Origin of the sequence: Ensifer sp. ENS10 (assembly GCF_014852025.1) — a bacterium.
In the GTDB taxonomy this organism is placed as follows: Bacteria; Pseudomonadota; Alphaproteobacteria; order Rhizobiales; family Rhizobiaceae; genus Ensifer.
Map to the genome: position 1 here is coordinate 961,252 of NZ_JACVAS010000001.1, position 11,904 is coordinate 973,155.

Genomic DNA, 11,904 nt, shown 5'->3' on the forward strand with positions numbered 1-11,904 from the left:
TCCGGACGGCTCAATCCGCCGGCTCTTTCAGCCGCTCTTCCATCATCGCCTTGAAAGCCGGGCGGGCATGGCAGCGGGCAAGCCAGGCCGAAACGCGTGGATGCTTCTCGAAGAGCTGTTTCTGGCTCATGGCGTAGCGGAAGACTTCCGCGAGGTTGAGGTCGGCTACGGTGAAGCGATCGCCAACCAGGTAGTCGCGCCCGTCGAGGTGCTCTTCCAGGCGGGTAAACACCTTGTCGAGGGACTTGGCGCAGGTAGTGATCGTTGCCCTGCCTTGGTCGGTTTCCTCAGTGCCGTAGTCGTAGGTGAGGATGATCTGCACCGCATGCGGCTCGACCTCCGTCGCCGCCCACATCGTCCAGTTGCCCATCAGTCCCTCTTCACGGATATCAGCCGGTCCCAGCGGGCCGCCGTATTTGCGCGCAAGGAAAAGATTGTTGGCAAGCGATTCCGTCAGTACGACGCCGTCGTCTTCGATCGCCGGAATCAGACCCATCGGGTTGACGGCGAGGAAGGCCGGCGACTTGGTGTTGATGGGCGCATCGGCGGCAAGCGGATCTGCAACCCGGCGCGCCTGGATGACCGGAACGGACGTGAAGGGGATTCCGAGCTCCCGCGCCATCCAGTAATTGCGCGATGCGCGCGAGCGATAGACTCCGTAGATCGTCAGCATGTCGTCCTCCCGTCGTTGCCGTGACCTTGTCTTAAGCCAAGCGTGCTGGACGGCGAAAGCCGGCGCCGCTGATACCACACATGAAATCTTTTGATAGGCCATGCGGCCCATTGCCCGCTTGCCTTTCGCGCCGTTGGTCTTTAGCTGTCGCAGTCGATTTTGGGGGCACTTTTGGCGCGACGGTTTCTAGGCGATCGGTTGACGGACATGGCGGCGCGTTTGCTCTGCGCGCTTGTCCTCGTCATCTCGGCCCTGATCCAGCAGCCGGCGGTCGCCATGCCGGTTGCGCCTGATACGACCGCCTACGCGCTTCCCGATGGAACGTTTGCCGATCTCTGCCTCACCGGCCACGACGATGCCGACGGAAAAGGTGGTACGAGAGGCCATGGATGCCAGTCCTGCTGCCTCGTCGCCCCCGCTGATCTGCCGGCGCCGTATCCGATCGCCGCACCACCGCTATCTCTCGCCTGGCATGTGTCGGTTCCTGCCAATGAACTTCTGTTTGTTCGCGGTGTGCTCCGCGGCGGCACAGGGCCTAGGGCGCCACCATCGGGTTTCTCCCTGATATCCGCTTGAGCGGCGGCTGACGGCCTCCCAGGCGTCGAAACTGCTGTTCGACGTCGCCGGCCGTGATCCGCGACCGACCCGACCATCACGAGGCGAAGCCGCGATAATGCGGATTTCCCGGAGAAACCCATGACAACCGCATCCTTTACCGGCGCCGCAGCGCAGCCGGTCGCCGCCGAGCGCGGCATTTCCCTCTATCGCGCCATCTGGCGCTGGCACTTCTTTGCCGGCCTGCTCGTCATCCCGTTCATGATCAGCCTGGCCGTCACCGGTGGCCTCTATCTCTTCAACGACGAGATCGACGATACCGTCTTCGCCTATCGCAACATCGTGCCTGCCGGGACCGAACGGCTGCCGCCTTCGGCGATCGTCGCCACCGCTGTCGAATCCGTGCCCGGCAGCGCCGCCGTCTCCTATCGCACACCCGCCGGTGCCGATCGCTCGGCGCGCGTCACGGTGGGTATCGGCAAGGCCAAAATGCTGGTCTTCGTCGATCCCTATACCGGCGCCATCCTCGATCACGTCGCGCCCACGGAAGAGTTCAATCAGGTGGTCGAGGACCTGCACAGCCTCGACTATTTCGGTAAGTCGGTCGAAACGATCATCGAGATTGTTGCGGGCTTTGCCATTCTGCTGGTCTTCACCGGCATTTATCTCTGGTGGCCGCGCCAGCAGACCGGCGGTGTGCTGACCGTGCGCGGCACGCCCGCGCGCCGCGTGTTCTGGCGTGACCTTCATGCCGTGACCGGCATCGTCGCCGGGCTGCTGATCGTCTTCCTCGCCTTCTCCGGTCTTCTGTGGTCCGGCTACTGGGGCGCCACCGTCAACGGCAAGCTGACGGCCATGGGGCTCGGCTATCCCGCGGTGCTTTGGGACCAGGTGCCAACCGCGACCAAGGTTTCGACCGATGTCCTCCCCAGGGCGAACTGGCTGATGGAGAATGCTCCGGTCCCGACGTCGAGCGGCGTCGGCGCCGAGCCGGTCGGCATAGACCGCGCGGTCGCGATCGCCGATGAGGCCGGCATGCTGCCCGGCTATGAGCTGGCGCTCCCGACCGATGAGAGCGGCGTCTACACGGCCGCGATCTTTCCGGCCGAGCTCGCACGGGAGCGCACGATCCACATCGACCAGTACTCCGGCAAACCGCTTGTCGATGTAGCCTTTGGCGATTACCCGGCGCTCGGAAAGGCGATCGAATGGAGCATCAACGTGCACAAGGGGCAGGAGTGGGGGCGCGCCAATCAGTTGTTGATGCTTGCCGCCTGCCTGTCCATCGTGCTCATCTCGCTCTCCGCCGTCGTCATGTGGTGGAAGCGTCGCCCGGCGGGGCGCGTCGGGGTGCCGCCGATGCCGCCGAAGCGCAGTGTCTATGCAGGATTGTGGATCATGGCCATTTTCTTTGGCCTCACTTTTCCGCTGACGGGGCTTGCGATCGTTATCATGGTGGTGGCCGACCAACTGCTGATGCTCGCGCCGGCGGCGCGCCGACGTCTGTCCTGAAATCGACGAAGGGGTGGCGCCGTCACCCCTTCTTTTCAGGCACGCAACTTGGAGATTGCAACCTCTGCACGATTTTTCTACAAGTTATTTAGGAAGGGCTAACTCTTGCTCGTCTAACGTGAAGTGGGGAAAGATCGACCAGCGACGCGGCTGAGCGCGTCGGGAGGCCTTGCTTGGCGAAGAACACGTCTCGCAATCCGCGATATGCCGCCTTAAATGCTGGCGGCAACGAGGATACACGTCGCCTGATCGATGCCAGCCATCGGCTGGCGGAAGAAGTTGCGCGGATCTTTCCGACCGAACCCGACATCGCAGACCGCCACTACTGGTTGGAGACGATGATCAACCATGTGCCCGACTACATCTATGCCAAGGATGTCGAAGGGCGGTTCCTCATCGCCAACCAGGTGACTGTTGCCGACAACGGCCTGGAAGGTCTCAAGGATATCGTCGGTAAGACCGACTTCGATCTCCATCCGCCGCACATGGCACAGGCGATCGCCGACATCGAGCGCCGCGTCATCGAAACCGGCGAACCGATTTTCGGCATCGAGGAACGGGCGATCGTCAGCAAGGGCCGCGACCGCTGGCTGATGACCTCCAAGGTGCCGCTGCGCAACAAGCGCGGCGAGATTGTCGGCGTCGTCGGCGTGTCGCGCGATATCTCCGACAGAAAGGCGGCCGAACGCCTGCTCGAAGGGCAGGCCCGCCTACTGGAAATGATCGCCAACAGCCGACCGCTCGACGAATTCTTCCGCGACATGATCCTGCTGATCGAGGCGCTGATGCCTGGCATCAAGGGGTCGGTGCTGTTGCTGTCGGCCGATGGCCGCCACCTGTTCCATGGCGCGGCACCAAGCCTCGACGAGAGCTATTGCGCGACGATCCATGGCGTCGAGATCGGCCCTCACATGGGCTCCTGCGGCACGGCGGCCTGGCGCGGCGAACAGGTGATCGTCTCGGACATTCTCGCCGATCCTCTCTGGGACGATTATCGCGAGCTCGTTCGACCCTATGGGTTCCGCTCCTGCTGGTCGACTCCCGTCCATTCGCGCGACCGCAAGGTGCTTGGCACATTTGCGCTCTATTCCGGCGCGGTCTGCGTTCCCAACGAAGGGCAGAAGGAGCTGATTGCGATGGCGGCGCATCTCGCCGGTATTGCAATCGAGCGCAAGCACGCGGAGGACCGTATCAGTTTCATGGCGCATCATGATGCGCTGACGGGCCTGCCCAACCGGGCGCTGTTCGAGGAGCAGGTCGCCGAGGCGCTGGAGGCCCTGCGCGGCACCGGTCAATGGGCGGTGCTCGCCTTCCTCGATCTCGATAATTTCAAGCTGGTCAACGATACGCTCGGCCATGCGGCCGGCGACGAGCTGTTGAAGGTCACCGCCTCCCGCATGCGCTCGTCGGTGCGCAAGTCGGATATGGTCGTGCGTGTCGGCGGCGACGAATTCATTCTGCTTCTGAACGGCCTTCCCTGCGAACGGGATGTCGTGCTGGCAAGGCTTGAAGATATTCGCCGCGCCATCGCGGGGCCGATGCAGATCGAGGGCCGAAGCCTGCAGGTCACCTGCAGCATGGGCGTCGCCTGCTTTCCCAATCAGGGCAAGACCGTCGGCGAGCTGCTCGCCAATGCCGACATGGCGATGTATCGGGCCAAGGAGCTCGGGCGCAACAATCTGCAGGTCTTCACCGAGGAAATGGCCGCCAAGGCGCACGAGAAGCTGCGTCAGCAGGAGGAGCTGCGCAGGGCGCTGGCACACGAAGAATTCTTTCTGCAGTTCCAGCCGCAGATGAACCTTGCGAATGGCCGCGTTTTCGCAGCCGAAGCCTTGCTTCGTTGGCGTCATCCAGAGCGCGGCACGGTTTCGCCGGCCGAGTTCATTCCGCTTGCCGAAGAAACCGGGCTGATCGTGCCGATCGGTGACTGGGTGCTGCGCGCCGCTTGCCGCCAGGCCAAGGACTGGCAGGATGACGGCCTGCCGCCGCTGATCGTCAGCGTCAACGTTTCGGCGCGCCAGTTCCGCGAGCGCAACTGGGCAGGTCACGTGGCGGCAATTCTCGCCGAAACCGGGCTTGAGCCCTGCTGTCTCGAGCTTGAGCTGACGGAAAGCCTGATCATGCAGGACGTGCCGGGGGCGATTGCCACCATGCATGAGCTGCAGGCGATCGGCGTGCACCTGGCAATCGACGATTTCGGCACCGGCTATTCTAGCCTCAGCGCCTTGAAGCGCTTCCCGGTGCGCCGCCTTAAGATCGACCGGTCCTTCGTTGCGGATATTCCTGTCGATCTCGACGACAACGCGATCACCGCGGCGATCATCTCACTCGCCCAAAATCTTGGCCTGCGCGTCATCGCCGAAGGTGTGGAAAACCAGGCCCAGGTCGAGTTCCTGCGCCAGAGCGGCTGTGACGAGATCCAAGGCTATTTCTTCAGCCGGCCGCTCTCCGCGCCGGATTTTGAAACACTGATGCGCCAGCCACGTTTCAACGCTCACAGCGTCTGAGTTCTCTTCGTTTCACGCCAAGACGCAAGCTTCGGTCCAGCCGGAAATGCAAGCATCGCCCCATTCCGAGGGGCTGTGCGTAGTGTTTCGTTAAGCAATTTCATGCAGCACTCCTCAGGCCGCACTCAAGCCCTTCAGAGTTCGATGTCCTCTTCAGTCGTCTTCTCCCGCCGTCAATTTCTCCGCTCGTCCGGATTGGCTCTTGCCTCCGCCGGTCTTGCAGGCTGCACCTCCTCGATGAACACGGACGTCTTCCGCTATGAGACGGCGCCTGTGTTCCGCAATCCTGCGCTCGAAGGACGCTTTACCGATCCGCGCGCGGAAGGCATCTATGAAAGGCAGGATGGCCCAGGGCCAGTTCCGACCGGTCTGCCGCCGCAGGGCCTCTATGTTTCGGATATTTATGCCTCCATGTACGACGGCGGCTATCAGGTGCCGGAGGTACCGTTCCGTCAGATCGACGCGCGCTTCTATCGTCAGGAGGTCAGCGATCCCTTTGGCGAACAGCCGGGAACGATCGTCGTCGATACCGGTGACCGCTACCTCTATCTGATCCAGCCGGGCGGCCGGGCACTGCGCTACGGCGTCGGCCTCGGCCGTGAAGGTTTCGCCTGGTCGGGCCGCGGCGTCATCCAGTGGAAGCAGAAGTGGCCGCGCTGGACCCCGCCGGACAGCATGGTCGCCCGCCAGCCGCAGCTGAAACCCTATTCGGCCAAGAATGGCGGTATGGCGCCGGGCCTCAACAACCCGCTCGGTTCACGCGCTCTCTACATCTTCCAGAATGGTCAGGACACGCTCTACCGCGTCCACGGAACGCCGGAATGGAAGTCGATCGGCAAGGCCGTCTCGTCCGGCTGCGTTCGCATGCTCAACCAGGATGTCATGGACCTCTACGATCGCGTGCGTGGCAAGGCGCCGATCCTCGTCATCTAACAACCACGGGCGTCGTCGCTCGCGGCATCCCCCAGTCACGAGGGGCGGCCTCTGCAAATGTCAGTCCGCGCCATGGCCGGAATTGAGCTGCCGCGTCAACTGATGCAGCGTCTCGCGGATTTCGCCCGCTTCTTCCAGGCTGCAGCCTGAAGCCTTGCCGATATCTATGAGAATACCGAAGGCCTCGCTTTTCAAATCGCGGCCTTTCTCCGTGAGGCGAACGATTACCTGTCGCTCGTCACCTGGGTCGCGCTGGCGCGCGACAAAGCCGGCTGCCTCCAGGCGTTTCAGAAGCGGCGACAGCGTTCCGGAATCGAGCCCTATCTCCTCGCCAATGCGCTTCACCGTCATTTCGTCCTGTTGCCATAGCGCAAGCAGCACGAGATATTGCGGGTAGGTGAGGCCGAAACGATCGAGCAGCGGCTTGTAGGCACGATTGAAGGCATGCGCCGCCGAATAGACGGCAAAGCAGAGCTGCTTGCCGAGCGACAGCGCCTCCTCCGGAATGGTATCTATATGTGCCGCTTTGTTTGCCATGGTCGCATTCTCGCAAAAACAGGGCGAAAATGCAATTTGCAAAATTAATTTGCACGCAATTGAATTTTGCGCTATCTAACCCTCATCCACTTGGAAACGCAAAGGAGACCGCCAATGCCTATTCTCTACCGCACCACTGCATCCGCAACCGGTGGCCGTGCTGGCCAGGCCAAGAGCGCCGATGGCGTTCTCGATGTCACCCTTACTGTGCCGAAGGAACTTGGCGGCGACGGCGCCCGCGGCACCAATCCTGAACAGCTCTTTGCCGCTGGCTACTCGGCCTGCTTCCTCGGCGCCCTGAAGTTCGTCGCCGGCAAGGAGAAGGTAAAGCTTCCGGAAGACACGAAAGTGACGGGAACAGTCGGCATTGGTCCGCGCGAAGATGGCACCGGCTTCGGTATCGATGCCGCGCTTGAGATCACGTCTCCGGGCGTCGACAAGGCGGTTCTCGAAGACCTCGTCCAGAAGGCGCATATCGTTTGCCCCTATAGCCATGCGACCAAGGGCAATATCGACGTCAAGCTGACGGTTGCCTGATATCTGAATTCCAATCGGAATCCAAAAGCCCGGCGGATCGTTCCGCCGGGCTTTTGTGTTCTCGGAGATCATGATGCTCCACGCAGGCGCTGCATGAGGTGGCTGCCGACGGAGAAGGCCGTCAGCCGTGGGCTATGCCTTCTTCAAAAACTCGGTGCGCAGCACCAGGCCCTTGATCTTCTCCACCCGGCATTCGACTTCATCAGGGTTGTCGGTGAGGCGAATACCCTTGACCATCGTGCCGCGCTTCAGCGTCGTAGAGGTGCCCTTGACCTTCAGATCCTTGATCAGGGTAACGTTGTCGCCGTCCTGGAGGATGGCGCCGTTCGAATCCTTAACGTCCATGCGAATGTTCCTTTCAAAATAACGACGCGCCTCGATCGAAATCAGGGCGCGGGCAAAATATCGACCTCAAGCATTGCCGGTTGCCGCGGCTATGTTCAGCGTCGGCTGAGGCTGCCGAGGATGCCGCGCACCAGGGCGCGGCCGACCTGGGTCGCGACGGTGCGAGCGACCGATTTCATCGCGGCTTCGACGACCGTCTCGCGCTGGTAGCCGGAGCTGCGTGGCCGCGCCTGCTTGCCCGCTGGTGCCGCCGCCTCGTCGTCGCCGAAGCCGGGCAGCGTCCAGCGGCTGCCGCCGGTATTCGCTTCCGTTGTCTGCTGTTCGGCCTGTTCTTGTGCTTGCGCCTGCGCTTCGGCCGTCTTCTTGGCGCGCGCGGTCAGCATCTCATAGGCCGATTCGCGGTCGAAATCCTCGTCATAGAGACCGCGGACCGGGCTCACATCCATCACCTTTTGCCGCTCGGCCTCGGTCAGCGGACCGACGCGCGATTGCGGCGGACGCACGAGCGTGCGCTCGACCATCGAGGGCGCACCCTTGCCTTCGAGCGTCGAGACCAGAGCCTCGCCGGTGCCGAGATTGGTGATGACGGTGGCGCAGTCGAAGTCCGGGTTCGGGCGGAAGGTGTCAGCGGCGGTCTTCACCGCCTTCTGGTCGCGCGGCGTATAGGCGCGAAGCGCGTGCTGAACGCGGTTACCGAGCTGGCCGAGGATCGTTTCCGGCACGTCGAGCGGGTTTTGCGTGACGAAGTAGACGCCCACGCCCTTGGAGCGGATCAGGCGCACGACCTGTTCGACACGCTCCGTCAGCACCTTCGGCGCATCGTTGAAAAGCAGATGCGCCTCGTCGAAGAAGAACACCAGCTTCGGCTTGTCCGGGTCGCCCACCTCAGGCAGTTCCTCGAACAGTTCCGAAAGCAGCCAAAGCAGGAAGGTCGCATAGAGCCGCGGGTTCATCATCAGCTTGTCGGCCGCCAGCACCGAGATCGCGCCGCGCCCGTCATTGGTCGTGCGCATGATGTCGGTGATCTTCAGCGCCGGTTCGCCGAAGAAATGTTCGGCGCCCTGCTGTTCGAGGATCAGGAGTTCGCGTTGGATCGAACCGACCGAGGCCTTGGAGATGAAACCGAACTGATTGGAGAGCGCGCTGGCATTGTCGCCCATGTAGTTGAGCAGCGCCTGCAGATCTTTCAGGTCGAGCAGCGGCAGGCCGCCCTCATCGGCGATCTTGAAGGCGATGTTGAGCACGCCTTCCTGCGCATCCGTGGCGTTCATCAGCCGCGAAAGGAGCAGGGGCCCCATTTCCGACATGGTGGTGCGGACGCGATGGCCCTTCTCGCCGTAGAGATCCCAGAAGATGACCGGGAATTCCTGGAACTCGTAAGGATTTGTCGGCAGGCCGATCTGCTCGGCGCGCTTCAGGATGAAATCCTTGGGCTCGCCGATCGCGCCGATGCCGGAGAGATCGCCCTTGACGTCGGCGCAGAAGACGGGGACGCCGGCATTGGCAAAACCTTCGGCGAGGACCTGCAGGGTGATCGTCTTGCCGGTGCCGGTGGCGCCGGTGATCAGGCCGTGGCGGTTGCAGAACTTGAGTTCCAGATACTCGCCCTTGTTGATCGAATCATCAGGCTTGCGGCTGGTGCCGATAAAGAGCTTGCCTTCTTCCAACATGTGGGCTTCATCTCCGTTTCATCAATGAAAGCGGGCGGTTCGCGGTTGATCGCAAGTGCCCGTCATCGAAATGTGCCTGGTTTTCTGTTATAGGTGCTGCGGTTGCGCCCGGCAACAAGGCTGTGCCAGCGCGCGACCGGAAAGCGGCGTTATCGACGGGCCGATAGTCACTGCTCACGGCTTGTTATTTGGTGGGCGATCATTTACCTTGACGTCAACGTCAAAAATCCAAGTGAGGGAGTTTTTCCATGAATGAACTGGTCACGCGCGTCGCGGAGAACGTCGGCATCGAGCCTGCAACGGCCGAAAAGGCTGTCGGCATGATCCTCGGCTTCCTGCAGCGCGAAGCCGCTGACGGCCCGGTTGCCCAGATGATCGAAGCGATTCCGGGCGCCTCCGAGCTCATCGCCCAGTACAATGGCGAAGGCACGGGTGGCGGCGGTCTGCTCGGCGGCCTGATGTCGGCGATCGGCGGCGGCGGCGTCATGGCGCTCGGCCAGCAGCTGATGAGCCAGGGTCTCGGCATGGGCGAAATCACCTCGCTCGCCAAGGAGACCATCGCCTTTGCCAAGGAAAAGGCAGGCGATGAAGTGGTCGACGAAGTCGTCGCCTCGGTTCCGGGCCTCAGCCAGTTCGTCTGATCCGCGGACAATCCGCCGGAAATGCCGAACCCACCGGTTTGCCGCCGGTGGGTTTTTCTTTGCGATTTGCTCTTTGCATGCAGGCCATCATCGCCGTTGGGCCTTGCTTCGCAGGGTCTGCTCCAGTGTGCTCGCAAGCAGGATGCAGAGAAGGGCGCCGACGCCGATGAAGGCCGCGCCCGAGGCCCAGCCGTAGCGTTCGATCGCCGTTCCGACTGCAACCGGCCCGACGAGTTGCCCCAGATTGCTGCCCTGCATCAAGAGCCCCATTGCCAACGGCGCAAGCGCCGGACGCGGCGACAGGATCGGCACCGACGAGATCAACGTGGCGGGGATCAGGCCGCCGATCGCGGAAAACAGCACGCAAAGCCCGAAGATCAGATTTCCACCGGACTGGCTCAGGAAGATCCATAGGCCGAACACACCCATCAGCAAGGCAGCGCTGGCGATCAACCGGCCGCGGGCAAAGCTGCGAGACAGCAGATGGCCGGCGGCAAGATTGCCGATGACGTTCACCAGTGTGATGATGGCGCTGAGGAGGCCGACGGTCCCGAGCGAGACGTGCATACGCTGGACCAACAGGATCGGCAGGAAGCTGGAAAGCGTGAAGCTCATCAGGCTGTAGAGCGAAAACAGAACGAAGAGCAGCACCGGGCCGCGGCTTGTAAGCGTTTCGGTCGCATCATCCCGGAAGCTGGCGGCGATGCTGGATGTTTCCCGAGACGGCGACACCGCCAGGAAGATGGAAGCCAGGCTTGCCAGCGTGATCAGCCCGTTGCTCCTCCAGATCGCTTGCCAATCGGGAAAAAGTGGCCCCGTCAGCATGGCGGCCGCGATGCCCGCCGGCATGAAACAGCTCCACAGCGAAAAGACGAGGTCGCGGCGATCCGATGTCACCAAGCGCATCAGAATGGCCGGGCCGGCGACGACGACAAGCAGGAACCCGAAGCCTTCGACGATGCGTGACAGAAGAAGCAGCGTGAACGCGTGGCTGGCCGCTCCACTGAAGGAGCCGAGCGCCAGCATCGCCATCCCGATGCCGACCAGACGCCGGTCCCCGGCAGCAGTGACGAACGCGCCGGCCGCCATGCCGCCGACGACGCCGACGATGGCGAAGACCGAGGTGATCCAGCCGAGGGCGGGGAGATCGAGCCCAAGGTCGGACTGAAGCAACGGACCGGCAATCAGCCCCTTGCCGACCTGCATGGCCGCGACCACGCCGGCGGCAACGACCGTCATCACGCCCGCCCAATCTGTTCTCTCCCGAGCGAAGGTTGTGGCCGTGGCCATCAGGCAATCTCCGCCACGCGCGCACGACCGGCGACCAGCGCCGCCGCCAGGTCTGCGACGTGGCGTCCTTGGAAGCGTGCGCCTTCCAGCTCGTTGGCGCTTGGCCGACGGTCGCCGCCGTTGCCGTCGTCGGCGAGCGTCGAGGCGCCGTAGGGCGAGCCGCCGGTGATTTCGTCCATGCGCATCTGACCCTTGAAGCTGTAGGGCAGGCCGGCAATCACCATGCCGAGATGGAGAAGCACGGTATGGGTGGCGAGGATCGTCGATTCCTGGCCACCATGCTGGCTTCCGGTCGAGGTGAAGACGCTGCCGATGCGGCCGACCAAAGCGTCGCGCGCCCAGATACCGCCCGCCTGATCGAGGAAGTTTTTCATCTGCGCGGCCATGTTGCCGAAGCGTGTCGGCGTACCGATGATGATCGCGTCATAGTCAGGCAGTTCCGCGACGGTCGCGACCGGTGCGACCTGATCGCGCTTGTAGCCCGCCTTGATGGCAACGGCTTCCGGCACGATTTCGGGCACCCGCTTGAGCACGGCGGTGGCGCCAGCGGCGCGCGCGCCCTCGGCAACCGCCGCCGCCATGGTCTCGATATGACCGTAGGATGAGTAGTAGAGCACGAGTATCCTGGCCATCGGGCCTTCCTTCCTGCTGAGCACTTGCTGTTCGGAAAAGAAGATGGATGCTTTCCATGATCTGATGAAGTG

At 62.7% G+C, this 11,904-nt stretch carries 12 protein-coding genes; 5 read left to right on the forward strand and 7 right to left on the reverse strand.

Annotation, left to right across the window (positions count from 1 at the left end):
* Positions 1-10 precede the first annotated feature (10 nt).
* Both IB265_RS04635 and IB265_RS04640 read right to left on the reverse strand, forming a co-directional pair.
* Positions 11-673 carry a glutathione S-transferase family protein gene (locus tag IB265_RS04635; protein WP_057250540.1) on the reverse strand — a complete coding sequence of 221 codons (663 nt, stop codon included), beginning with the start codon at positions 671-673 and terminating at the stop codon, positions 11-13.
* A 186-nt stretch (positions 674-859) separates the two neighbouring features.
* On the reverse strand, positions 860-1,060 hold the full coding sequence (locus IB265_RS04640; RefSeq protein WP_057250538.1) for a hypothetical protein: 201 nt from the start codon (positions 1,058-1,060) through the stop codon (positions 860-862).
* Positions 1,061-1,369: 309 nt separating this feature from the next.
* On the opposite strand from IB265_RS04640, the gene IB265_RS04645 reads away from it, so the two are divergent.
* The 3 genes from IB265_RS04645 to IB265_RS04655 all read left to right on the forward strand — a co-directional run bounded on the left by IB265_RS04645 (position 1,370) and on the right by IB265_RS04655 (position 6,180).
* Positions 1,370-2,740, forward strand: coding sequence for a PepSY domain-containing protein (locus IB265_RS04645; RefSeq protein ID WP_192494639.1), 1,371 nt, complete (start codon positions 1,370-1,372; stop codon positions 2,738-2,740).
* Positions 2,741-2,913: 173 nt separating this feature from the next.
* A complete protein-coding gene (locus IB265_RS04650) occupies positions 2,914-5,247 on the forward strand; it encodes a bifunctional diguanylate cyclase/phosphodiesterase (RefSeq protein WP_057250534.1) in 2,334 nt (777 codons plus the stop codon).
* 144 nt (positions 5,248-5,391) lie between these two features.
* Complete coding sequence (locus tag IB265_RS04655; protein WP_057250532.1) at positions 5,392-6,180, forward strand: L,D-transpeptidase family protein; 789 nt, start codon at positions 5,392-5,394, stop codon at positions 6,178-6,180.
* Positions 6,181-6,240: 60 nt separating this feature from the next.
* Here IB265_RS04655 and IB265_RS04660 read toward each other — a convergent pair whose 3' ends face one another.
* Entirely contained in the window at positions 6,241-6,717 is a 477-nt protein-coding gene (locus IB265_RS04660; RefSeq protein ID WP_057250530.1) for a MarR family winged helix-turn-helix transcriptional regulator, read from the reverse strand.
* A gap of 114 nt (positions 6,718-6,831) precedes the next feature.
* Between IB265_RS04660 and IB265_RS04665 the strand changes: the two genes are divergently transcribed.
* Positions 6,832-7,254 carry an organic hydroperoxide resistance protein gene (locus tag IB265_RS04665; RefSeq protein WP_057250528.1) on the forward strand — a complete coding sequence of 141 codons (423 nt, stop codon included), beginning with the start codon at positions 6,832-6,834 and terminating at the stop codon, positions 7,252-7,254.
* 132 nt (positions 7,255-7,386) lie between these two features.
* Here the strand turns inward: IB265_RS04665 and IB265_RS04670 are convergent, their stop codons facing one another.
* Positions 7,387-7,599, reverse strand: a complete 213-nt coding sequence (locus IB265_RS04670) for an alkylphosphonate utilization protein (RefSeq protein WP_057250526.1) — start codon at positions 7,597-7,599, stop codon at positions 7,387-7,389.
* 95 nt (positions 7,600-7,694) lie between these two features.
* Positions 7,695-9,269 (reverse strand): helicase HerA-like C-terminal domain-containing protein, encoded by a 1,575-nt coding sequence (locus tag IB265_RS04675; RefSeq protein ID WP_192494640.1) that lies wholly within the window; start codon positions 9,267-9,269, stop codon positions 7,695-7,697.
* 248 nt (positions 9,270-9,517) lie between these two features.
* On the opposite strand from IB265_RS04675, the gene IB265_RS04680 reads away from it, so the two are divergent.
* The gene (locus IB265_RS04680; protein ID WP_057250522.1) at positions 9,518-9,910 is read left to right on the forward strand and encodes a DUF2780 domain-containing protein; all 393 of its coding nucleotides are present in this window, start codon (positions 9,518-9,520) and stop codon (positions 9,908-9,910) included.
* An 87-nt stretch (positions 9,911-9,997) separates the two neighbouring features.
* Here IB265_RS04680 and IB265_RS04685 read toward each other — a convergent pair whose 3' ends face one another.
* A complete protein-coding gene (locus IB265_RS04685; RefSeq protein WP_200964173.1) occupies positions 9,998-11,200 on the reverse strand; it encodes a CynX/NimT family MFS transporter in 1,203 nt (400 codons plus the stop codon).
* Complete coding sequence (gene wrbA, locus IB265_RS04690; protein ID WP_057250521.1) at positions 11,200-11,832, reverse strand: NAD(P)H:quinone oxidoreductase; 633 nt, start codon at positions 11,830-11,832, stop codon at positions 11,200-11,202. Before wrbA ends, IB265_RS04685 begins: the two co-directional genes overlap by 1 nt.
* Between the last annotated feature and the right edge of the window lie 72 nt (positions 11,833-11,904).